Origin of the sequence: Alsobacter sp. KACC 23698 (assembly GCF_045348435.1) — a bacterium.
Lineage (GTDB): Bacteria > Pseudomonadota > Alphaproteobacteria > Rhizobiales > Beijerinckiaceae > Alsobacter.
In genome coordinates, this window is the sequence record NZ_CP157484.1 from 3707002 (window position 1) to 3727910 (window position 20909).

The 20909-nt window shown below is 69.3% G+C and carries 21 protein-coding genes; 14 read left to right on the forward strand and 7 right to left on the reverse strand.

The window, feature by feature from the left end:
• Positions 1–4 precede the first annotated feature (4 nt).
• The 4 genes from ABEG18_RS17675 to ABEG18_RS17690 are packed head-to-tail and all read left to right on the forward strand — an operon-like array spanning position 5 to position 3980.
• Positions 5–1045 (forward strand): ABC transporter ATP-binding protein, encoded by a 1041-nt coding sequence (locus tag ABEG18_RS17675; RefSeq protein ID WP_406854360.1) that lies wholly within the window; start codon positions 5–7, stop codon positions 1043–1045.
• A complete protein-coding gene (locus ABEG18_RS17680) occupies positions 1042–2157 on the forward strand; it encodes an ABC transporter ATP-binding protein (RefSeq protein ID WP_406854361.1) in 1116 nt (371 codons plus the stop codon). The genes ABEG18_RS17675 and ABEG18_RS17680 overlap by 4 nt, the downstream gene beginning before the upstream one ends.
• A gap of 3 nt (positions 2158–2160) precedes the next feature.
• Entirely contained in the window at positions 2161–3102 is a 942-nt protein-coding gene (locus ABEG18_RS17685) for an ABC transporter permease (protein WP_406854362.1), read from the forward strand.
• Positions 3103–3110: 8 nt separating this feature from the next.
• Positions 3111–3980: an ABC transporter permease gene (locus ABEG18_RS17690; protein WP_406858637.1), complete on the forward strand. Its 870-nt coding sequence runs from the start codon at positions 3111–3113 to the stop codon at positions 3978–3980.
• Positions 3981–4034: 54 nt separating this feature from the next.
• Here ABEG18_RS17690 and mddA read toward each other — a convergent pair whose 3' ends face one another.
• Complete coding sequence (gene mddA / locus ABEG18_RS17695; RefSeq protein WP_406854363.1) at positions 4035–4829, reverse strand: methanethiol S-methyltransferase; 795 nt, start codon at positions 4827–4829, stop codon at positions 4035–4037.
• Between the two features lie 260 nt (positions 4830–5089).
• Here mddA and ABEG18_RS17700 point away from each other — a divergent pair, with 260 nt between their 5' ends.
• The 3 genes from ABEG18_RS17700 (at position 5090) to maiA (ending at position 8738) form a co-directional block, all read left to right on the forward strand.
• Positions 5090–6826: a cache domain-containing protein gene (locus ABEG18_RS17700; protein ID WP_406854364.1), complete on the forward strand. Its 1737-nt coding sequence runs from the start codon at positions 5090–5092 to the stop codon at positions 6824–6826.
• A gap of 171 nt (positions 6827–6997) precedes the next feature.
• Complete coding sequence (locus ABEG18_RS17705) at positions 6998–7978, forward strand: ABC transporter substrate-binding protein (protein ID WP_406854365.1); 981 nt, start codon at positions 6998–7000, stop codon at positions 7976–7978.
• A 91-nt stretch (positions 7979–8069) separates the two neighbouring features.
• Positions 8070–8738, forward strand: coding sequence for a maleylacetoacetate isomerase (maiA, locus tag ABEG18_RS17710; RefSeq protein WP_406854366.1), 669 nt, complete (start codon positions 8070–8072; stop codon positions 8736–8738).
• Positions 8739–8783: 45 nt separating this feature from the next.
• Here maiA and ABEG18_RS17715 read toward each other — a convergent pair whose 3' ends face one another.
• Entirely contained in the window at positions 8784–9566 is a 783-nt protein-coding gene (locus tag ABEG18_RS17715) for a DUF4394 domain-containing protein (protein ID WP_406854367.1), read from the reverse strand.
• Between the two features lie 146 nt (positions 9567–9712).
• On the opposite strand from ABEG18_RS17715, the gene ABEG18_RS17720 reads away from it, so the two are divergent.
• From ABEG18_RS17720 to ABEG18_RS17730, 3 genes are all read left to right on the forward strand, one after another.
• Positions 9713–10315, forward strand: coding sequence for a sigma-70 family RNA polymerase sigma factor (locus tag ABEG18_RS17720; RefSeq protein ID WP_406854368.1), 603 nt, complete (start codon positions 9713–9715; stop codon positions 10313–10315).
• Positions 10312–11058: an anti-sigma factor domain-containing protein gene (locus ABEG18_RS17725; RefSeq protein ID WP_406854369.1), complete on the forward strand. Its 747-nt coding sequence runs from the start codon at positions 10312–10314 to the stop codon at positions 11056–11058. Before ABEG18_RS17720 ends, ABEG18_RS17725 begins: the two co-directional genes overlap by 4 nt.
• Before the next feature lie 402 nt (positions 11059–11460).
• Positions 11461–12213 (forward strand): DUF5131 family protein, encoded by a 753-nt coding sequence (locus ABEG18_RS17730; protein WP_406854370.1) that lies wholly within the window; start codon positions 11461–11463, stop codon positions 12211–12213.
• Here ABEG18_RS17730 and ABEG18_RS17735 read toward each other — a convergent pair.
• On the reverse strand, positions 12168–13064 hold the full coding sequence (locus ABEG18_RS17735) for a three-Cys-motif partner protein TcmP (protein WP_406854371.1): 897 nt from the start codon (positions 13062–13064) through the stop codon (positions 12168–12170). The two genes, ABEG18_RS17730 and ABEG18_RS17735, sit on opposite strands and share 46 nt — an antisense overlap.
• A 243-nt stretch (positions 13065–13307) precedes the next feature.
• Here ABEG18_RS17735 and ABEG18_RS17740 point away from each other — a divergent pair, with 243 nt between their 5' ends.
• Together ABEG18_RS17740 and ABEG18_RS17745 are read left to right on the forward strand one after the other, a co-directional pair.
• A complete protein-coding gene (locus ABEG18_RS17740) occupies positions 13308–13580 on the forward strand; it encodes a hypothetical protein (protein WP_406854372.1) in 273 nt (90 codons plus the stop codon).
• A gap of 22 nt (positions 13581–13602) precedes the next feature.
• Positions 13603–13848: a hypothetical protein gene (locus ABEG18_RS17745; protein WP_406854373.1), complete on the forward strand. Its 246-nt coding sequence runs from the start codon at positions 13603–13605 to the stop codon at positions 13846–13848.
• Positions 13849–13925: 77 nt separating this feature from the next.
• Here the strand turns inward: ABEG18_RS17745 and ABEG18_RS17750 are convergent, their stop codons facing one another.
• From ABEG18_RS17750 to ABEG18_RS17765, 4 genes are all read right to left on the reverse strand, one after another.
• Complete coding sequence (locus ABEG18_RS17750; protein WP_406854374.1) at positions 13926–14948, reverse strand: Gfo/Idh/MocA family protein; 1023 nt, start codon at positions 14946–14948, stop codon at positions 13926–13928.
• Positions 14945–15985, reverse strand: coding sequence for a Gfo/Idh/MocA family protein (locus tag ABEG18_RS17755; protein ID WP_406858638.1), 1041 nt, complete (start codon positions 15983–15985; stop codon positions 14945–14947). Before ABEG18_RS17755 ends, ABEG18_RS17750 begins: the two co-directional genes overlap by 4 nt.
• The gene (locus ABEG18_RS17760; RefSeq protein ID WP_406854375.1) at positions 15982–17169 is read right to left on the reverse strand and encodes an extracellular solute-binding protein; all 1188 of its coding nucleotides are present in this window, start codon (positions 17167–17169) and stop codon (positions 15982–15984) included. Before ABEG18_RS17760 ends, ABEG18_RS17755 begins: the two co-directional genes overlap by 4 nt.
• Positions 17170–17357: 188 nt before the next feature.
• Positions 17358–18377, reverse strand: a complete 1020-nt coding sequence (locus tag ABEG18_RS17765) for a methyl-accepting chemotaxis protein (RefSeq protein ID WP_406854376.1) — start codon at positions 18375–18377, stop codon at positions 17358–17360.
• 56 nt (positions 18378–18433) lie between these two features.
• Here ABEG18_RS17765 and ABEG18_RS17770 point away from each other — a divergent pair, with 56 nt between their 5' ends.
• Both ABEG18_RS17770 and ABEG18_RS17775 read left to right on the forward strand, forming a co-directional pair.
• Complete coding sequence (locus ABEG18_RS17770) at positions 18434–19489, forward strand: hypothetical protein (RefSeq protein ID WP_406854377.1); 1056 nt, start codon at positions 18434–18436, stop codon at positions 19487–19489.
• A gap of 38 nt (positions 19490–19527) precedes the next feature.
• On the forward strand, positions 19528–20745 hold the full coding sequence (locus tag ABEG18_RS17775) for a tyrosine-type recombinase/integrase (RefSeq protein WP_406854378.1): 1218 nt from the start codon (positions 19528–19530) through the stop codon (positions 20743–20745).
• The last annotated feature ends 164 nt before the right edge of the window (positions 20746–20909 follow it).

Consider the following 20909-nt stretch of genomic DNA (forward strand, 5'->3'; position numbering starts at 1 on the left):
GCCAATGAGCATTTCCACCGCCTCGCCCGAGACCTCGCCGACCCGCGCCCCGCGGGCCGACGGGGACGCCCCGACGGTGCTGGACGTCCGCGACCTGCGCGTGACGTTCACGTCCGACGGGCGCACCGTCACGGCCGTGGACGGCGTCAGCTTCACGGTGAAGAAGGGCCGCACGCTCGCCATCGTGGGCGAGTCCGGCAGCGGCAAGAGCGTCACGTCTCTCGCCGTCATGCGCCTCCTGCCGGAACACACGGCCCGGATCGCCGGCTCCGTCGCGTTCGGGGGCCGAGAACTCCTCGCCGAGCCGAAGAGCGCCATGCGCGACCTGCGCGGCGACCGGATCGCGATGATCTTCCAGGAGCCGATGACCTCGCTGAACCCGTCCTACACGATCGGCGAGCAGATCAACGAAGTCATCCTGCGCCACCGCCCCTTCACCAAGGCGCAGGCGACCGACCACGGGATCGCGATGCTGCGCCTCGTGCGCATTCCGTCGCCCGAGGCGCGCTACGCGCAATATCCGCACAACCTGTCCGGCGGCATGCGCCAGCGCGTGATGATCGCCATGGCGCTCGCCTGCGACCCGGAGCTGCTGATCGCCGACGAGCCGACCACGGCGTTGGACGTCACCATCCAGGCGCAGGTGCTGGACCTGATGCGCGAGCTCCAGGGCAAGACCGGCGCGGCCATCATCCTGATCACGCACGACCTCGGCGTGGTGGCGGAAGCCAGCGACGACGTGATCGTCATGTATGCCGGGCAGGTGGTGGAGCAGTGCTCGGTGGAGGACCTCTTCACCTTCCCGCAGCATCCCTACACGGTCGGCCTGCTGGGCTCGCTGCCGCGGCTCGACGAGAAGCGCGACCGCCTGGTCGCCATCACCGGCACGGTGCCCGACATGGCGCATCCGCCGTCCGGCTGCCGCTTCCAGCCGCGCTGCCCGTTCCGCATCGAGCGCTGCGCCGAGACGCCCTCCCTCACCGAAGTCACGCCCGGCCATTTCAGCCGCTGCTGGCGCGCGCCGCTGGAGACCCTGGTTCCGTGAACGCTCCCCTCCAGGCGGCCCCCGGGCCGATCATCGAAGTCCGCGACATCGGCAAGAGCTTCGTGGTGAAGCGCAGCGTCTTTGGCCGGCCGCTGGCCCGGCTGGGCGCCGTCGACGGCGTGTCGCTGGCGCTGATGCCGGGCGAGACGCTCGCGATCGTGGGCGAATCCGGCTGCGGCAAGTCCACGCTGGGCCGGCTGATGATGCGGCTCATCGAGCCCAGCGCCGGCGAGGTGTTCATCGCCGGCCGCAACGTCACGACCATGAACCACGCGCAAATGCGCGAGCAACGGCGGCACGTGCAGCTGATCTTCCAGGACCCCTACGCGTCGCTGAATCCGCGCATGACCATCGGGCAGGCCATCGCCGAGCCGCTGATGCTGCAAAACGTCGTGCCCGCCGGGCAGCGCCCGAAACGGGTCGCCGAGCTGCTGGAGATGGTGGGCCTGCGGCCGGAGCTCGCCAACCGCTACCCGCACGAGTTCTCGGGCGGCCAGCGCCAGCGCGTGGTGATCGCTCGGGCGCTCGCCCCGGAGCCCGACGCCATCATCTGCGACGAGGCCGTGTCGGCGCTGGACGTCTCGATCCAGGCGCAGGTTCTCAACCTGCTCAAGGATCTGCAGAAGCGGCTCGGCCTCGCCTATGTGTTCATCTCGCACGACCTCGGCGTCGTGAAGCACATCGCCGACCGGGTCGCCGTGATGTATCTCGGCAAGATCGTCGAGATCGGAACCGCGAGCGAGATCTTCGGCGCGCCTCGCCATCCCTATACGCGGGCGCTGCTGTCGGCGATCACCGTGGCGGCGCCGCCGAGCCAGCAACGCCGGCGCGTCGCCGCCCTGCAGGGCGACCTGCCGAGCCCGCTGGCGCCGCCGCCCGGCTGCCGCCTCCACACCCGTTGCCCGCATGCTCGCCCGGCCTGCCAGACCGTGGACATGAGCCTCGACGTCGAGCCCGGCGGTCACGCCAACGCCTGCGCGTTCTGGCGCGAGCTGCCGCCGCAAGACGAGGCGGCGCGCATCCGCGAGCCGCGCAATCCCAAGCTCGAGGCCCTGTTCGGGGCCTTTGAATCCATGGCGGCGCGCTCCGCCGCCCGAGCGGCGGGAAGCTGAACCATGTCCTCGCTGCTCCTGCGCCGGCTCTTGCAGCTGGTCCCCACCATCGTGATCCTGTCGCTGATCATCTTCTCGCTGCAGCACATGCTGCCGGGCGACCCGGCGCTCGTGCTCGCGGGCGAGAACCCCGACGAGGCGACGCTCGCCGCCATCCGGGCGCAGTACCACCTCGATCAGCCGATCGTGGTCCAGTACCTGTACTGGGTGAAGGGCGTGCTTACGGGCGACCTCGGCGAATCCATGCGCCACAACCGCCCTGTGCTCGACCTCATCCTGCTGAAGCTGCCCGTGACGCTGCAGCTCGCCGTGATGGGCATCATCGTGGCGCTCGTGCTGGGCATCGCGGGCGGGGTGATCTCGGCGCTGCGGCAGAACACGCCCGTGGACTACGCGGCCAACATCGTGTCGCTGGCCGGGATCTCGGTGCCGAACTTCTGGCTCGGCATCATGCTGATCCTGTTCTTCTCCGTGCACCTCAACTGGCTGCCGGCCTCGGGCTTCGTGAGCCTGTGGGAGGACTGGCGCATGAACCTCGCCACCACGATCATGCCGGCTTTCGTGCTCGGCACAGCCATCGCGGGCGTCATCATGCGCCACACCCGCAGCGCCATGCTGCAGGCGCTGGAGAGCGACTACGTCCGCACCGCCCGCGCCAAGGGCCTCAGCGAATGGGTGGTGGTGATCAAGCACGCCATGCGCAACGCGCTGACGCCGATCATCACGCTGGGCGCGCTGGAGTTCGGCGCGCTTCTTTCGGGCGCGGTGCTGACCGAGCAGATCTTCACCATCCCGGGTTTCGGCAAGCTGATCGTCGACGCGGTGTTCACGCGCGACTACCCGGTGGTGCAGGGCGTCGTGCTCGTCACGTCGCTGTTCTACATCACCCTGAACCTGCTGGCCGACATTGGCTACATCCTGGTCAACCCGCGACTGAGGAGCTGACGGTGGCGATCTCCCAGACCCTCCCGGCCGCGCCCGCGTCGGGGCTGTTCCAAAGCCGGTTCTGGCGCCGGCTGTCGCGTCGCAAGAGCGCGCTGGTCGGCCTCGCGGTGGTGCTCCTGATGGTGGTGGTCGCCCTGTTCGCGCCGCTGCTCGCGCCCTACGATCCCATCGCGCAGAGCTGGACGGCGGTGCGCAAGGCGCCCTCGGCCGCCCATTGGCTCGGCACCGACGAGGCGGGCCGGGACATGCTGTCGCGCATTATCTGGGGCGCGCGCGCGTCCCTGATGGCGGGGCTCACCTCCGTCGGCATCGCGATGGCGATCGGCGTGCCGCTCGGGCTGGCGGCCGGCTTCCTGGGCGGCCTCGTGGACGGGCTGATCAGCCGCTTCACGGACGCCATGCTGGCCTGCCCGTTCCTGATCCTCGCCATCGCGTTCGCGGCGTTCTTCGGCCCCAGCCTGTTCAACGCCATGCTGGCGATCGGCATCACCGCGATGCCGCTCTTCATCCGGCTCACGCGCGGGCAGGTGCTGTCCGTGAAGGCGGAGGACTATGTCGAGGCCGCCAGCGCGGTCGGCAATCCGCAATGGCGCATCGCGGTGCGGCACATCCTGCCCAACATCCTGCCGCAGCTCATGGTGCAGGCGACCCTCACGATCGCGTCCGCCATCATCGCGGAGGCCAGCATGAGCTTCCTCGGGCTCGGCCTGCAGCCGCCCGCGCCGTCCTGGGGCTCCATGCTGAACTCCGCCCAGCGCTTCCTCGGCAACGCGCCCTGGATGGCGCTGTGGCCGGGCATCGCGATCTTCGCCACCGTGCTCTCCTTCAACCTCCTCGGCGACGGCCTGCGCGACGCGCTCGACCCGCGCTCGCGCTGACGCGAAAAAGGCCGAGGCGCAGCCGCCCCGGCCTCCGGAGACGCGGCGGTCTCCTCACCCCTCGGTCGAGGGCGCGGCCGGTCCGAGCCCCTGGACCTCAGGCCCGTCCGACCGGCGCGCTGAGCCCAGCGACGGCATCGGGACCAGCATGGAGACCCGCCGGCGGTAATCCGCGTAGGCCTTGCCGAAATACGCCAGCAGATCGCGCTCCTCCAGCTGGATGCCCACCAGGATGTAGGCCGTGCACACGGCCGCGAACATCAGGTGTCCCGTCGTCATCACCGGCGCCGACCAGAACGCGACGATGAAGCCGAGATAGATCGGGTGCCGGACCCAGCGATACAGGTAGGGCGTCCTGAACGCCGCCTGGGCCATGGGCCGCCCCGTCCAGCCGGCGAAGACCTGGCGCAGGCCGAAAAGCTCGAAATGGCTGATCATGAAGGTGCTCGCGAGCACGATCCCCCAGCCGAGCCAGAAGCCCGCGCGCAGGGCGTCCGCCGTCAACCCATGGGCCTCCCAGGCCACGCCCGGAAGGGGGCGCCATCCCCAGAACAGCAGCGCCAGCGCCGAGCTGGCGAGGAGAACGAACACGCTCCTCTCGATGGTCGACGGGACGAACCGCGTGAACCAGCGCTTGAAGGCGGGCCGCGCCATCACGCTGTGTTGCATCGCAAACAGCGTCAGCAGGGCGAGGTCGACGCCGACGCTGGCGACCGACAGCTCGGCCGGGCCGTCGTCGATGCCCTTGGGAACCCCAAAGCCGCCCGTGAACCCGACAGCGTACAGGAACACGAGCAGGAAGAATGCGTAACTCAAGACGCCGAAACAAAGACGAAGCGTTTTGGTCATGTGACCCTCCCTTGACGAGGAGAGCCTGACGGAGACGCCGGGCCCGCGATGTGCCGCGCGTCACAGCCGTGGCCCTCCCGGCTCGAGGCGGCCCGGCTTCGATCCCGGTCGAAACTCGTGCTACTCTGCCGTCACACCGTCTTGTCCCGCGCCTCAGGTCGCGCGCGCGAGCGCCTCGAAACGTCGGCGCGCCGGCCGACGGGCTTTCGGCGGCGGCGCCCGGATGGTCGAGTTGAAGTCGCTCACGCGAGCCGGTCCTCATGAAGTGGCGACCCCAACGCGGCCTCTTTCGAAAATACCTGGTCGTGCTGTTTGCGGCCGTCGTCATTCCCCTGACGGTGAACGGCGCAAGCGAGGCCTGGCTCGGCTATCGCGACCAGAGGGCGCGGCTGGACCAGCTTCTCGGCCTGCAGGCCACGTCGGCGGCGGCCAGGATCGAAGGCTTCCTGGACGGCCTCGCCAGCCAGCTGGGGTGGCTCGTGCAGCTGCCGTGGAGCGACGAGCCCGACGACCGGCGGCGGACCGACGCGCTGCGCCTCCTGCGCCAGACCCCGGCCGTCGTCAGCCTGACCATCGTCGACGGCGCGGGACGCGAGCGCCTCCACGTGTCGCGCATCGGCTTGAACCGGACCGAGAGCCGCGACGACCTCTCCGCCGAGCCCGCCGTCAAGGGCGCCTTCGCGGCCCGGATCTGGTACGGGGACGTCAGCTACAACCGGGGCTCCGAGCCCTATCTGGCGATGGCGATCGGGGGCAACCGCCGGTCCGTCGGGGTCGTCGTCGCGGAGGTCAACCTCAAGCTGATCTGGGACGTCATCTCGGCCATCAAGGTCGGCGAGACCGGCTTCGCCTTCGTGCTGGACAGCCCGGGCCGGCTCATCGCCCATCCGGACATCAGCCTGGTCCTGCGCGGGGCCGACGAGGTCACGCTGGAGCCGTTCCGCGCCATCCGGGCGGCCGTGGGCCGCGCGGGCGCCGGCTTCGCGACAGGCCGGGACGCCCTGGGGGCGGCCGTGGCGGCCGCGGCGGCCCCGGTGGCGGGCCCGGACTGGACCGTCGTCGTCGAACAGCCCTTGTCCGAAGCCTTCGGCCCCATCTATGACGCGCTGCGCCGGACGGCCGGCCTGCTCCTGGCCGGCGCGGGCTTCGCGGGCCTGCTCGCCTATGTCCTGGCGCTCAGGATGACCAAGCCGATCCGGCTTCTCGAACAGGGCGCCGAGCGCATCGGGGCGGCCGATTTCGAGCACCGCATCTCCATAACGTCCGGCGACGAGTTCGAGCGCCTGGCGGACCGGTTCAACATCATGGCCGCCGAGCTCGCGGTCTCGCGGGAGCGCGAGGAGCGCATCGCCCGGCTCCGGCGGTTTCTCGCCCCGCAGGTGGCCGAACTGGTGGACCGGACCGGCGACGACAGCGTCCTCGACGGGCGCCGCACCAATGTGGTGGTCGTCTTCGGCGATCTGCGGGGCTTCACGGCCTTCTCGGCGCGGTCGTCTCCCGAGGAGGTGATGAGCGTCCTGGCCGAATATTACGAGACGCTGGGCAAGGTCATCACCCGCCACGCGGCGACGCTCATCAGCTACTCGGGCGACGGCCTCATGGTCCTCATCAACGCGCCCGTCCCGGTGGACGATCCCGCCCTCCAGGGCGCCGACCTGGCGGTGGAGATGCAGCGCGACGTCCAGGAGCTGCTCGTCGGCTGGCGGGCCCGCGGCTACCTGATCGGGTTCGGCGTGGGCCTGTGCATGGGCGCCGCCACGGTGGGCCGGATCGGGTATGAGAGCCGGCTGGACTACACGGCGATCGGCGCGGTCGTGAACCTGGCCGCCCGGCTCTGCGCCTCGGCCGCCGACCGGGAGATCCTGATGGACGCCGCGGTCGCCGACGCCGTGCGCGGCAAGCACGCCGTCGGCGCGCTCGGCGCGCTGCCCATCAAGGGCTATGACGAGGAGGTCGCGGTGTTCCGGATCGCCATCGGCGAGCCTGCCGCCCGCTGACCTCGTCCGGGCGGGCGCATGCGTCGTCCGGTTGTCGGTGAGCCGGCGCTTCGGGTATCGTGCGGCGGCCTCGTCGCAATCCAGCCGACCGGAGGACATGACGGTGATGACGGCCGAAGCCAGGGCTGGCGCCCGGACCGCCTCTGACCCCGGCGCCGGAGCCGCAAGACCATGAACCGGCGCGACGTCCTCCTCCTGGCCGGAGGCGCGGCGGCGCTCACCCTTCCGTCCCGGGCGCAGGCGGCGGCCATGCCGGTCATCGGCTATCTGTGCCCTGAATCGCCCAAGCTGTTCGCCAGCCGCCTCCAGGCCTTCCGCAAGGGCCTCGCCGAGAGCGGCTTCCTGGAGGGTCGCGACTTCGTCATCGACTACCGCTGGGCCGAGGGCGACTACGACCGGTTGCCCGCCCTCGCCGCCGAGCTGGCGAGCCGGAAGGTCGCCGTCATCGTCGCCGCCGGGGGCGCGCCCGTCGCGCTGGCGGCGCGGGCCGCGACCTCGACCGTCACGATCGTCTTCGAGATGGGGGGCGACCCCGTCCAGCTCGGCATCGTCGACAGCCTGGGGCGGCCCGGCGGCAACATCACCGGCGTCTCCAGCCTCAGCGTGGAAGTCTCCCGCAAGCGCCTGGAGTTCATGCGCGAGCTGATCCCGAACGCCTCCCGGTTCGCGATCGCCGTCAACCCCACCAGCCCCACCGCGACCTCGCAGGTCGCCAACCTGCACGCGGCCGCCGAGAAGCTGGGCGTGGGCGTCCACGTCCTGAGCGCCAGCCGGGAGGAGGAGTTCGACGCCGTCTTCGCCGCCGCGGTCCAGCTCGGCGCCGGCGGGCTGGTCTTCACGTCGGATCCCTATTTCGCCTTCCGCAGCGATCAGCTCGCCGCCTCGGCCGTGCGCCACGCCATGCCGGCGGTGACGCAATCGCGCGACTTTCCGCTCGCGGGCGGCCTGATGAGCTATGGGGGCGACTTCACGCAGTCCCACCGGCGCGCCGGCGGCTATGTGGGGCAGATCCTGAACGGCGCCAAGCCGACCGACCTGCCGGTCCAGCTCGTCACCAAGGTGGAGCTCTTCGTCAACGTGAAGGCGGCCGAGAAGCTGGGGCTCGCCTTCCCGCCCTCGATCATCAGCGGCGCCGACGACGTGGTCGAATGAGACCATCGCAGGCGCGGCCGCGTCCCCCACTCTCCGGTTTCGTCGGCGCCCGCGCCATGCCACGATCCGCGCCCCACCGGAGACGCGCCGCATGACCGACGAGCCGACCTACGAACTATTCTCCTTCTGGCGATCCTCCGCCACCTACCGGGTGCGCGTCGCCCTGGCGCTGAAGGGGCTTTCGGCCCGCGAGCGCAACGTCGATCTCGACGCCGGCGAGCAGCGCGGCGCGGACTTCCTGCGGGTGAACCCGATGGGCGCCATCCCGGCGCTCGTGCAGGCGGGCGGGCCGACGATCACGCAGTCGCTGGCCATCCTGGAATATCTCGACGAAACCCATCCGCAGCCCGCCTTGCTGCCGGCCGATCCGGTCGGACGCGCGCGGGTGCGCTCCATTGCGGCGGGGCTCACCTCCGACACCCATCCGCTGATCACGCCGCGCATCCGGCGCTATCTCACCACCCAGGGCGGCTTCGACGACGCGGCCTGGCGGCGCTGGCAGATCCAGTGGTTCTCCACCGGCCTGCAGGCCCTGGAGGCGCGCCTCGGCGCCGAGGCCCAGACGGGCGCCTATTGCCACGGCGACAGCGTCACCATGGCCGATATCTGCCTCGCCAGCATCGTGGCGGTGATGCGGGTGTTCAAGATCGAGGTCCCCGACATCCCCACCGTGGACGCCATCATGGCGCGCTGCGAGGCGCACGAGGCCTTCGCGCGGGCCCATCCGTTGCGCCAGGCGGGCGCGCCCCGGCCGGCGTGACGGCGGCGGGCGCAAGGCCCGCCGCGCGCCGTCGTCGAAACCCGCCTACATCGCCGGCATGACGGCGATGTCGGTCACCGCGCCGCCGAGGCCCGAGATCTTGCCCACCGGCGTCGCCTTGCCGGTGGCGAGGTCCACCTTGTGCAGCGTGTCGTCGGCCATCAGCCAGCCCTCGTTGGAGCCGCCCTCGCCCGCCGCGATGTCGAACGCGTAGGCCGCGCCCTTGACGCCGAGCTTGCCGACCGCGCCGAGCACGCCGTCATTGGGCGGGGCCTGCTTGAGCAAGCCGCCGATGGTCGCGTCGATGTCGTAGAGGGTGGTCTCCTTCGCGCCCTTCATGGCGTTGGTGTAGGCGCCGGCCACCACCTTGGGCGTCTCGCCCTTGTGCATGTCCGCCTCGGCGAATTTCAGCTTGCCGTCGGTCGTCACCTTGCCGTCGTCGACATTGGCGCGCAGGTTGGCGCCGTCGGCGCCGATCACGCGCAGGCGGTCGGCCACGGGGTTGAAGTCCACCGTGGCGGCCACGCCCGCCGGGAGCATCGCGTCGAGCTTGGATTTCATCGTCGCCTTGCCGGTGGCGGGATCGATCGTCACCACCGCGCCGGTGGAGACCAGGCCGTAGAGCATGCCGTCGGCCGGGCGCACGTCGATGCCCAGCACCGTGCCGTCCACGCCGGAGATCTTCATCGCCTTGCCGGCCTTCATCGCCTTGGCGTCGACCATCGCCAGCATGTTGTCGCCCATCAGGGCCGCGACCGTCTGAGCCTGCGCGCCGCTCGCCGTCGCCAGTCCGCCGGCCAGCGCCAGCGCCATCATGGATGTCTTCATCGCCGTTCTCCCTCGGCCGATCCCGTCGGCCTTGCGGTGCGGCTACACGCGGGCCGGGCGCGCGGATGCAGCGGGGACGCGATTTATTTTCGCCTCGACCGCCCGCGCACGCATCCGGCGAGGCCCGCCGCGTGTATGCAGGAGGCATGCAGCTCGATCCAGCGCCCGGCGGGGCCGCCGCCCTGCGCCCGCCGCCCCTCCCGCATCCCGGCGACGCGTTCGACGCGGCGGCGGCCCTGCGCGGCTGCGCCGGCGGCGACCGCGCCGCCCTGCGGGCGCTCTACGACGCCTTCGCGCCGCGCATGCTGGGCGTGGCGATGCGCCTCCTGCGCCGGCGCGACCTGGCCGAGGAGGTGGTGCACGACGCCTTCATGCGCATCTGGGAGAAGGCGGCGAGCTACGACCCCGCCCGCGGCGAGCCCGCGACCTGGATCTTCACCATCCTGCGCCGCCTCGCCCTCAACGTGCTGCGCGGCGAGGCCCGCACCGATCTCGTCGAGGACTACGACCGCCTCGACGTCGCCTCCGACGAGGCCGACGCGGAGGCCGTGGTGTCGGCCCTCTCGGACGCGGACGCGCTGCGCCGCTGCCTGGAGCGGCTGGAGCCGCTGCGCCGCCACGCCATCGTGCTGGCCTACACGCGCGGATTGACCCACGGCGAGCTGGCCGGGCGCCTCGGCGTGCCGCTCGGCACCGTGAAGTCGTGGATCCGCCGCAGCCTCGCGGCCCTGCGGGAGTGCATGGCGTGACCCCGGCCCGCACCGACGACCTCGACGGCCTCGCCGCCGAATACGCGCTCGGCCTCCCGACGGGCGAGGACCTCGCCCGCTGCGAGCGCCTCGCCGCCGAGGACGCCGGCTTCGCCGCCGCCGTCGAGGCCTGGCGCGAACGCCTCGCCGGGATGGACCGCGCCGCCCCCGCGCTCGCCCCGCCCGAAGCCCTGTGGAGCCGCATCGAGGCCAGCCTTACGGCGACCGCCCCCTCCCCTGCGCCCCGCCCCGCCGCCGCGCGGCCCGCGGCGGCGCCGCCCGACCCGTGGTGGCGCGCCTTGTGGGGCGACCTGCGCGTCTGGCGCGGCGTCGGCCTCGCCGGCGCGGCGGCCGCGCTCGTCCTGGCGCTGGCCCTGGGCGCAGCCCTGCGCGAAAGCCGCCGCGCGCCCGTGCTGGTCGCCATCCTGCTCGGCGAGGCGGACCGGCCCGCCGCCATCGTCAACGCCTTCGCGGACGGCCGCACCGAGCTCGTGCCGCTGAACGCGATCGCGGCGCCGCCCGGCCGCTCGCTGCAGGTCTGGACGCTGTGGGACCGCGCCCGCGGCCCCGTCTCGGTCGGCCTGCTGGACGCGCTGCGCAGCGTCGACCTCGCCGTGAAAGGCCTGCCCGCCCCCGCCCGCGACCAGCTCTACGAGGTCACCCTGGAGCCGGCCGGCGGCTCGCCCACGGGCCGGCCCACCGGCCCCGTGCTGATGAAGGGCCTCGCCGCCCAGGCGCTCTGAGCCCGCGACGTCGCGCCCCCGTGGGGCCGAGCTGAACGCCTGCAACCAAGGCGCTATCCCCCTCGCGCTGCGCCTGCGCCGACGAGAGGTGCGCACCGTCATCGCAGCCGGCGGCCGCGACGAGGTCGCCCCCCGGCGCCGCCACGCCCTCTGGCCCGCCCGCCGCCTCCCCCACAGCGCCGGCCTCGTCCTGGGAGAGGTGGGCCGCCTCCCCACCACGTCTGCCCCGCCGTCATCGCCGCGGCGCTGGAGAGCGGGCAGGATGGCGGGGGGTAGGTCGGGTGACTTAGGGGGAGCAGATTGCGCCGCGATCTCATTCCTCGGCAAAGACAAAAGATGGAGAAATAACATCGGCAAAATTTTGTTAAGCATATATTTTTATGTTTGCTCCGGGAGGCCTGAATGGGCGAAACATCAATCGAATGGACCGACGCAACCTGGAATCCAGTTGCGGGGTGCACAATTATGTCTGCTGGTTGCACCAACTGCTACGCCATGCGAATGGCGGCCAGACTCGAGGCTATGGGCGTAGAAAAGTATGCCGCCTTGACACGCAGGACCGGCAAGCGAGCCGTGTGGACGGGGCGCGTGTCACTGGATGAAAAGGCGCTCTCGATTCCAGGCAATTGGACTAAGCCCCGCAGGGTCTTTGTAAATTCGATGTCAGATCTTTTTCAAGAAAAAGTGCCTGCCGCTTTCGTGACTCGAATATGGGAGATCATGGCCCAAACACCACGGCATACCTATCAGATATTGACCAAGCGGCCAGACCGAATGGCTGACCTACTTAAGACGAACATACTCCCTGTTTTGCCGCATGTATGGCTAGGGACTAGCGTTGAGGACGCTTCTGTATTATTTCGCCTAGAAGATCTACGCCGCGTTCCTGCTGCAGTGCGTTTCGTATCATTCGAGCCTTTGATAGGGTCTGTTTCAGGCGCTGATCTCGCTCAGATCGACTGGGCGATCGTCGGCGGCGAGTCAGGGCCGCGGGCCCGGCAGATGGACCCGATCTGGGTAGATGAAGTGAAAGAGCTCTGCGATAAAGCCGGAGCAGCATTTTTCTTTAAACAATGGGGCGGCCGAAACAAAAAAGCTGCCGGACGTACTTACCGCGGCAGGACTTGGGACTCTCTGCCCGAGTTAAGAATATAGCCCGCTATATCAGTAGCAAGTCTTATTGCTGAGGGATTAGGATTCGAAATAGCGAAGAATAACGCGAACATAGGTACGTTACTGTCGTTTCTGAGCGTGAGCGGCTTTAGGACAGCTGGAAAAATCGTTTTGAGTCGGGAGTGAATGTAGTTCTGCATGTCTGGAATTTCCATAAAGCGCGACCTTCGGGCTTCGCCGAACAAATCCAAGTTGTTATCCTCATTATACCAATCATCCTGCCATTTCTCTGTACCGAGCATACGCGAAATCGCCGCGCGTTTGTTGAGGTCGATCGCAGCTTCATCGCGGGGCGCTTGGCGAAACAACCCCGCCAAGGAAACTAAATACCACACGTCGATTGCTTCTGTGGCCCGTATTCGCGTCAGTGTTTCCCAATCGACGCTCATACCGTACGGATCCAAAAACATTACGGCGCGTGTCGACCGCCATGTTTGCTGATCGATTAGTCGGGCGATTTCCTCGTTTGCGTCGCCTTGAAGAACGTCAATGCGCCGGTGACGGTTAGCACTAGCGAGTGCGCGGAGCGCTTCGCAATGTTTCGTTTTCTTTTCCATGAACACAAGCCTGCTGAACTCAGGTTTGGTTTCGATGGCGATTAGCGCTGACCCTCGCCTCTGCTCAATTCGCTCTGGAGTCTCATCATTGAATAACGTGGCGGGAGCTGCGTCCATTCGGACTGTTCTCTCGCCAGTGCCAGCAAATGCATCAATGTACCAAAGCTGAGGAAACTTGTTTCTTAGAGCCTTTGTGAATGCTTCCAAATAACCTTGCACCATGGACAGTTTCAGATCGGTGGAGACTCCACCGAATTCGTGACCTTGATCAGCCATGCCCAGGCACCCCGTATGGTATCACTGTACATAATTGAGACGGATAAGCTTTATCAATGAATATTTCGAAATGAACCCTAGGTTGTTTTTGATTGCATTTCGAAGAACGGCACGGCCACTGGGAATCTGGTTCTTAGGTGGGCTCATGCCCTTACCGCGCCACTCGTCTACCCCCCGCACAAACCACCCACCCCCGTGAACCCGCCCCGTCCCCCGGCGTTTTCCTCCCCTGAGGAGGAGCCCATGACGGTACGCGATCACAACAATCGGTCCGAGAAGCAGAAGGGCCATGTTCCGCTGAAGCAGGGGGAGACTGACCGGAACGAGGCCAGCCAGGGGCATCAGGGGCCGGAGCGCGGGGGGACGCAGGCGCGGTCCGGCGCGGATGAGCGCCATGACGGGCGCGGCCGCCAGGATGGCGGCGGCGACGGCGCGGGCGGCGCGCCGCGCGTCCAGGGCCAGGGCGGCCATCCGGCCCACCGCGACGGCGGCCCCGGCCAGCACAACAGTAAGTGAACCACCAGCGAGCGAGGACCCCATGAGCGACAAGCCGCACAACCCCGGCGGTCAGGAGAGCGAGCTGACCGCCAACGCCCGCAAGGCGCTCCGCATGAAGACCGAAGCGGGCCCGCAGACCCGAATCCCGAACCACGAGACCGCCCGCGAGGGCGGCGTGGGGGCCAAGGGCGGGCAGGTGAACCGCGCCGACACGATGGTCGGCAAGCAGCCGACCTCCACCCCCAACCTCAAGCGCAGCCACAACGCCCGCACGGGCGACGCCTGAGCCTCGCGCGCTTGCGCGCGGCCCTGAGGTCGGAGCGCCGGGATGGCCCCGCCGTCCCGGCCTTCGCCCGGGCGGCGTCAGCCCCGCCCGGGCCGCCGGAAGCCGGCGACGTCGAGGATCTCGTCGACGAGCTGCTGGGAGGCCAGCGCCTCCTCGCCCGTCACCACGGGCTCGCGCCCGGTCCGGATCGCCTCCAGGAAATCGGCGATGACGGCGCGGTGCGCGTCATGCGGGAAGTCCATGATGTTGGCCCCGCTGCCGGTGGCGCCCTCCGCCTCCACGGTCTCGCGGCGTCCGTCCAGGAAGGCGAGCTCCAGCCGCCCGCCCACCAGCGAGGCGTGGCCCTTGCGGCCGATGATCTCGATGCGCTCGGGATGGCCCGGATAGGCCGCCGTGGTGGTCATCAGCGTCGCCGGCGCGCCGTCGCCCGTCTCCAGCAGGGCCGAGACATAGTCCTCCGTCTCCATCCGGTGCAGCCCGGTCGTGCGCGCCTGCGCGGCGACCACGCGCGACACGCCCACCAGCGAGCGGAACAGGTCGAGCGAATGGATCGCCTGCGTCAGCAGCACGCCGCCGCCGTCGCGCGCGAAGGTCCCGCGGCCGGGCTCGTCGTAATAGGCCTGCGGCCGCCACCACGGCACCGCCAGGGAGGCGGCCTCCACGGCGCCGAGTTCGCCGGCGTCGAGCGCCGCCTTCAGGCGCAGGCTCGCCGGGCGGAACCGGTGCTGCAGCACCACCCCCAGCGTCCGGCCGGCGCGGCGCGCGGCCTGCGCCAGCGCGGCCCCGCGTTCGCTGGTCAGCTCCAGCGGCTTTTCCACCAGCACGTGCTTGCCGCGCTCCAGGCACAGCGCCGAGACGTCGAGATGGCTGCTCGGCGGCGTCAGCACGATCACGGCCGCCACGCCCTCGTCGGCCAGCGCGGCCTCCATGTCGGTCGTGGTCCGGAACGGGAATCTCGCGCCATAGTCTTCCGCCCGCTCCGCCGTGCGGCTCACCGCCCAGCGCACCTGCGCCTGGTCCTGCAGGTCGATGAGGCTCTTGGAATGCGGCAGCGAGGCCGGCCCGAGCCCGATGATGGCGACGCCGATCGTGGCGGTCATGTCTGGCGTCCCTGCTGGAAGGGCCGGCCCGCGCCGGCGGGCAGCCGCGCCGCCCGCGCCTGCGCCTGCAGGGCCAGCCGGCATACGGTGAAGACGTGGCTTTGCGCCGCCGCCGTCTCGGTGCGGCCGGCTGCGTCGGCGACGAGGTTTCGGAAATAGGTCAGCGGCTCGCCCGAGGCGTCGATGTGGCGCACGCCGGCCTTGTCGACCAGGAAGACGTGGTCCGCGCCCGGCCGCCCGGCGATGTCGACATATTTGCGCAGCTCAATCGTGCCCTCCGTACCCAGGATGGTGAGGCGCCCGTCGCCCCAGGTGGGCAGGCCGTCGGCCGTGAACCAGTCCACCCGCACATAGCCGCAGGCCCGGTCGCTGCGCAGCAGGATCTCGCCGAAATCCTCGAAGTCGGGCAGGTCCGGCCCGAAATGCCCCGTCGCGGAGGCCACGATCTCGGCGTCCGTCGAGCCCGTGAAGTGCAGGAACTGGTCGATCTGGTGCGACGCGATGTCGGTCAGGACGCCGCCGAACCGCGCCTTGTCGAAGAACCAGTCCGGGCGGATGGCCCGGTTCAGCCGGTGCGGCCCGAGACCGATGGTCTGCACCACCCGGCCGATCGCCCCGTCGGCGATCAGCTTTCCCGCCACGATCGTCGCCGGCACGATGAAGCGCTCGGAGAAGCACACCGAGAAGATGCGCCCGGTCTGCGCCACGGCCGCCTCCACGGCGGCGAGCTGCTCCAAAGTGGTGACGCCGGGCTTGTCGACCATCACGTCCTTGCCGGCCCGCATGGCCCGCACCGCCAGCGCGGCGCGGTCGGACGGGATGGCGGCGCAGACGATCATGTCGACGGAGGCGTCGTCCAGCAGCGCGTCGCGGTCCACCGGCTGCAGGTCCGGGAAGCGCTCCCGAAAGCCCGCCAGCACGCGCGGGTCGCTCGTCTGCGGGTCGAAGCCGGCGCATGTCGCGCCGGCGTCGAGGAGGCCGCCCACCATGTGGAAGATGTGCCGGTGGTCCAGCCCGATGGCGGCGAACCGCATCAGTTCGGCGCCCCGTGTCCGACGCCGATCTCCTGGTCCCACCGCCGGAACGCCGCCACCAGCCGCTCCGGGGTGAGCGGCGGCTTGGTCGGCGTCTTGGCGATCAGATCGTCATAGGCCGGCCGGCCATACTCCTTCAGCACGTCGCGGCTCTCCTGCGGGGCCATCGCCAGGGTGACGCCCTTCACGGCCGGGCCGGGGTAGAAATAGCCCTTGTCGTAGGTGCCGGCCTGCGCTTCCGGCTTCAGCATGTGCGACATCAGCGCCAGCAGCACCGGGATCTTCGCCTCGGCGGTCCCCTTGGGGATGCACATGAACTGCGTGTCGGGGATCCAGTGCGTGTTGGCCAGCACGAAGACCTCGGCCTCCTTGGGCACGATGCCGAGCGCGCGCGGGTTGATGTCCCACCCGAAGGTGGAGACGATCACGTCGCGCGTGCCCTCGCCCAGCTCCTTCATGGTCGGCGTGGTGCCGCCGGGATAATAGTCGATGCCCGTCCCGAGCTCCTTCAGATAGGCCCAGGTCTTGTCCCAGCCCTTCATCGGGTCGGCGGGGTCGGCGTCGTTGAGGATGTAGGGCAGCCCCTGCAGGAAGGTCCAGCCCGGCCCGGAATTCACCGGCCGCGCATAGGTGAAGCGCTTGGGGTTCTGCTTCACATAGGCCAGGAACTCCTCGGCCGTCTTGGGCACGGTCTTCAGCCGGTCCGGCGCATATTCGAAGAGGGGCCCGGAGGGCGAATAGGCCACCGCCACGCCTTCGTTCTGGCCGAAATTGCGCTGCATCATCAAGGCCTGCTCGTGATAGACCTCCTCGGCCTTGGGCAGCAGCGCGGCCTGCGACTTCCACACGTCGACCCACAGCCCCTGCTGGATGCCGTCCGACATGGCGCCCGGCCCGGTCAGCACGAGGTCGATGTCGACGCGGTTGGCCTGCTGCTGCGCCTTCAGCTTGGCCGGCAGCTCCGGCGAGGGCGCGCGCGAAAAGTTCACCTTCGAGACGAGCTTCGGATTCTCCCTCACGAAGCGCTCGATGGCGGCTTGCGTGAGCTGCAGGTTCCCGGCGACGTCCACGATATTGAGCGCGACGGGGCCTCCGGCCGGCGCGCTTTGCCCGAAGGCTCCGGTGGCGTGCAGCGCGGCGATGCTCGCCGCTCCGCCCACCACGCTGCGGCGTGTGAAGCGTGTCATGGTTCCTCCCCGTGTCGGTCCGTCATTGGTCGCGGCCGACTCCCCTGCCCGGCCCGCGCCTGCGCGCAACCCGGACTTGCAGGGCATCCTGAACGAACGACGGGCTGATGCAACGGCCATCTCGCACGCCCACGCAAAAGGGGCGCCCCGGCCTGGGACGCCCCATTCGCTCGTCTGATGCGCTGCTCTTAGAATTCTTCCCAGCTGGCGCCGTCGTTGCCGGTCCGCCGCGCGGGCGCGGGCCGGGCGCTGGCGGCCTTGGCGCGCGGGGGCGGCGCCTTGAAGGCCGGCTTGGCGACCGGCGCCTTCGCGCCCCCGCCCGCGTCGCCGTGGCTTCGGGCCGCGAAGGCGTCGGCCGCCAGGCGTCGCAGGCGCGCCGGCTCGCTCATCGTCGGCCGCCCCACGGGCGACGCCGACGGCGCGATGGCGGCGATCGGCGCGCGCGCCGCCTGGGCGGTGCGGAAGGTCGCCACGAGGTCGTTCAGCCGCTGCAGCTGGCTGGTCAGAGAGCCCGCCGAGGCGGCGCTCTGTTCGGCCAGCGCGGCGTTCTGCTGGGTCATCTCGTCCATGTGGGCGACGGCCTGGCTCATCTCGTCGATCCCGCTGGCCTGCTCGGCGCTGGCGGAGGAGATCTCCGACACGGTGCCGGCCACCTTGCGCGAGGCCTCCACGATGCGCCCGAGCGTGTCGCCCGCGGAGCGCACCAGCTTCACGCCCTGCGCCACCTCCGCGGAGGACGAGGTGATGAGCCCGGTGATGTCCTTGGCGGCCTCGCTGGAGCGCTGCGCCAGCGTCCGCACCTCGGACGCGACCACCGCGAAGCCCTTGCCGGCCTCGCCCGCCCGGGCCGCCTCGACGGCGGCGTTGAGGGCGAGAAGGTTGGTCTGGAACGCGATGTCGTCGATCACGGAGGTGATGTCGGAGATCCTCTGCGACGCCGCCTCGATGCGCGCCATCGCCTCCACGGCCTCGTTGACGATCTGGCCTCCCGTCTGGGCGACGCGCGTCGCCTCCTCGGCGAGGTCCACCGCCTGACGGGACGACTGCGCCGACGCCTTCACGGAGGCGGCGAGCTCCTCGGTCGTGGCCGCGGTCTGCTCCAGCGACGAAGCCTGCTCCTCGGTCCGGCGCGACAGGTCGTCGGCGCCGGAATTGATCTCGCGCGAGGCGGTCGCGACATCGATGGCGGTGGTCTGGATGGTGGTCACCGCGTCGGCGAGCCGGGTGATCGTCTCGTTCAGCGCCTCCTTGAGTGGCGGTGCGGGTGAAGTCGGTGATCGCCGCGTCGGTCGCGGCGCAGAGTTCGTTCATCAGCGAGGAGATCTCGCGCATGAAGCCGCTCTTGTCCTCCAGCGGAATCCGGCCGGAGAAGTCGCCCTTCGCGGCGTTCTTGGCCACGTGGGCCACTTGGTCCTGCATGGCGACCTCGGCCGTCATGTCGCGCCATTCCAGCATGGCGCCGCGCCGCTCGCCCTTCGCTGTAATGACCGGGGTGACCAGGAGGTCGAAGGTGCGCCGCCCCATCCGGATCCGCGTCACGTGGGGCTGGCTGAGCCGCTCCAGCATGCGCTCCTGGTGGGCGGCGTTCTTGTGGAACACCCCCATCGACTTGCCGAGGATGTCGTCCGGGTCGAAATTCGGGAAGGCCGTGCGGAAGTCCTGCACATGCTCCCGGAACAGCGACTTCACCGACGTGTTCATGAAGACGATCCGGTGCTCGGGGTCCACCAGCATGATGCTGCCGATGGCGCACTGCAGCGCCGCGGCGGCGCGCTCGGCGTCCTGGCGCCCCGCATCCGCATGGGCGAGCGCGCCCTCCAGCCCACCGCCCGTCGCGGAGCTTCCGAGCTGCGCCGTGATCCGCGACAGCGGGCCCAGCAGCCCGCGCGCCACCAGCTGGGCGGCCGCCGCCAGCACGAGAAGCTGGAAAGCCAGGAGCGAGCCGCCGGCCGTCGGGTCCATCCCGCCGCGGATCAGCAGCCACGTCCCGAAGGCGGCGGCGAGAGCGGCGGCCCCCAGCGACGCCGCGAGGCCGAGCTTAACCGTTTGCGCGTTCATCGCCGGTTCCTTTCGCGATCGAGGCGAGCTCCAGCAGGGCCACGATCGTGCCGCCCTTCACCGCGAGGGTGCGGACAAGGTCGTCATGGTCTCCGTCGATGGCCGGCGCGGCCTGCAGCTCGGCGGGCGAGACGTCGACGATGTCGGAGACGGCGTCCGCCATATTGCTGTATTTGCCTGTGCGAGCCCGTCCACGTTCACCGAAAAAACCGTAGTGTATCAACGAATTTCATCCTACTCTGTCCATAGCTGGTTGCAGTAATCCAGCCATGTGGGTGGGGCAGAAGGTAGGGAAGATCGATGGCTCGACCCGAGAAAATGCTCAGTGCTCGGACTGTTGCCACAGCTAAGGAGCCGGGCCGCTACGCAGACGGTGGGGGCCTCTACCTCAGCGTCTCGACAGGCGGCGCGAAGTCATGGGTTTTCATGTGGAAGGCTGGCGGCAAGCGTACGGAGATCGGCCTCGGCTCCTTGACCAAGGTGTCGCTCGCCTCTGCCCGCGAACGGGCCGCGTTGGCTCGGGAAGCCGTCGGCGACGGGAGAGACCCCAGAGCCATCCTGAAGCCCGCCGGCGCCGTCCCTACGTTCGGTGAAGAGGCTGATACGCTGATCGCCAGCATGGCCGCCAATTGGCGCAATGCGAAACACAAGGCTCAGTGGGAGATGACGCTCCGTGAGTATGCGAAGTCCCTTCGATCGCTCCCGGTCAATCAAGTGACGACCGAGCACGTGCTCGCGGTTCTGAAGCCACTCTGGACCAGTCGCCACGAAACGGCTTCCCGGCTCCGGGGGCGCATCGAGGCCGTGCTCGCCGCCTCGACGGCCAAAGGGCATCGGTCGGGTCCCAATCCCGCCCAGTGGCGACATCACATCGACAAGCTGCTGCCAAAGCGCGGGAAGCTTCAAAAGGGCCATTATGCCGCAATGGCCTTCGGCGAGGTGCCAGCCCTAATCGTCAAGCTACGCGCGGCAGAGAGCGTCGCTGCGGCCGCTTTGGAGTTCACGATCCTAACCGCCGCCCGCTCGGGCGAGGTGCTCGGCGCGAGGTGGAGCGAGGTCGATCTTAGATCCAAGATCTGGACCGTGCCAGCTGGCCGCATGAAGGCAGGCAAGGAGCACAGGGTGCCGCTCTCCCATCGCGCCGTCGATATACTGACCGCTATGCAGCGCGTCCGGACCGAGCGCAACGAGCACGTCTTTCCTGGCCGTCGAGCCGAGCGCGGTCTCTCCGTCACGGCGCTGGAGATGGCATTGCGTCGATTGAAGGTAGAGAATGCGACGGTCCACGGCTTTCGGTCGTCGTTCCGCGACTGGGTGGGTGAGGCGACTGACTTCCAGCGCGACGTGGCCGAGATGGCCCTCGCGCACAGGGTTGGCGACGAGGTCGAGCGCGCTTACCGCCGTGGAGACGCGCTTAAGAAGCGACGGATCATGATGGACAGTTGGGCAGAGTTTCTCGGGAGTGCGTGGCGCGGTAGCATGCCGGAGTTGCAGTCGGAAGCGTCTGGGGAGGACTGACAATGCCAGAAAAGAAATTCATATACATAACCGGATTTGAGCCAACATCGTTGTGGTTTGATGAGTTATTCCAGAGGTTTGTAAGAGACTGCCGTCGAGAACTGCTGGACGCGCGCGCGCGAGATTTCCAGCCCGACATAAGCATCACCAATGCTGTCCTCGAT

Bases quoted from the DNA above. Each gene is read 5' to 3' on its own strand.
- ABEG18_RS17685 (WP_406854362.1), top strand. From the start codon at position 2,161: ATGTCCTCGCTGCTCCTGCGCCGGCTCTTGCAGCTGGTCCCCACCATC.
- ABEG18_RS17745 (WP_406854373.1), top strand. From the start codon at position 13,603: ATGAGCGACAAGCCGCACAACCCCGGCGGTCAGGAGAGCGAGCTGACC.
- ABEG18_RS17760 (WP_406854375.1), bottom strand. From the start codon at position 17,169: ATGACACGCTTCACACGCCGCAGCGTGGTGGGCGGAGCGGCGAGCATC.
- ABEG18_RS17750 (WP_406854374.1), bottom strand. From the start codon at position 14,948: ATGACCGCCACGATCGGCGTCGCCATCATCGGGCTCGGGCCGGCCTCG.
- ABEG18_RS17720 (WP_406854368.1), top strand. From the start codon at position 9,713: ATGCAGCTCGATCCAGCGCCCGGCGGGGCCGCCGCCCTGCGCCCGCCG.
- ABEG18_RS17775 (WP_406854378.1), top strand. From the start codon at position 19,528: ATGGCTCGACCCGAGAAAATGCTCAGTGCTCGGACTGTTGCCACAGCT.
- ABEG18_RS17730 (WP_406854370.1), top strand. From the start codon at position 11,461: ATGGGCGAAACATCAATCGAATGGACCGACGCAACCTGGAATCCAGTT.
- ABEG18_RS17740 (WP_406854372.1), top strand. From the start codon at position 13,308: ATGACGGTACGCGATCACAACAATCGGTCCGAGAAGCAGAAGGGCCAT.
- ABEG18_RS17700 (WP_406854364.1), top strand. From the start codon at position 5,090: ATGAAGTGGCGACCCCAACGCGGCCTCTTTCGAAAATACCTGGTCGTG.
- mddA (WP_406854363.1), bottom strand. From the start codon at position 4,829: ATGACCAAAACGCTTCGTCTTTGTTTCGGCGTCTTGAGTTACGCATTC.
- ABEG18_RS17715 (WP_406854367.1), bottom strand. From the start codon at position 9,566: ATGAAGACATCCATGATGGCGCTGGCGCTGGCCGGCGGACTGGCGACG.
- ABEG18_RS17735 (WP_406854371.1), bottom strand. From the start codon at position 13,064: ATGGCTGATCAAGGTCACGAATTCGGTGGAGTCTCCACCGATCTGAAA.
- ABEG18_RS17705 (WP_406854365.1), top strand. From the start codon at position 6,998: ATGAACCGGCGCGACGTCCTCCTCCTGGCCGGAGGCGCGGCGGCGCTC.
- ABEG18_RS17675 (WP_406854360.1), top strand. From the start codon at position 5: ATGAGCATTTCCACCGCCTCGCCCGAGACCTCGCCGACCCGCGCCCCG.
- maiA (WP_406854366.1), top strand. From the start codon at position 8,070: ATGACCGACGAGCCGACCTACGAACTATTCTCCTTCTGGCGATCCTCC.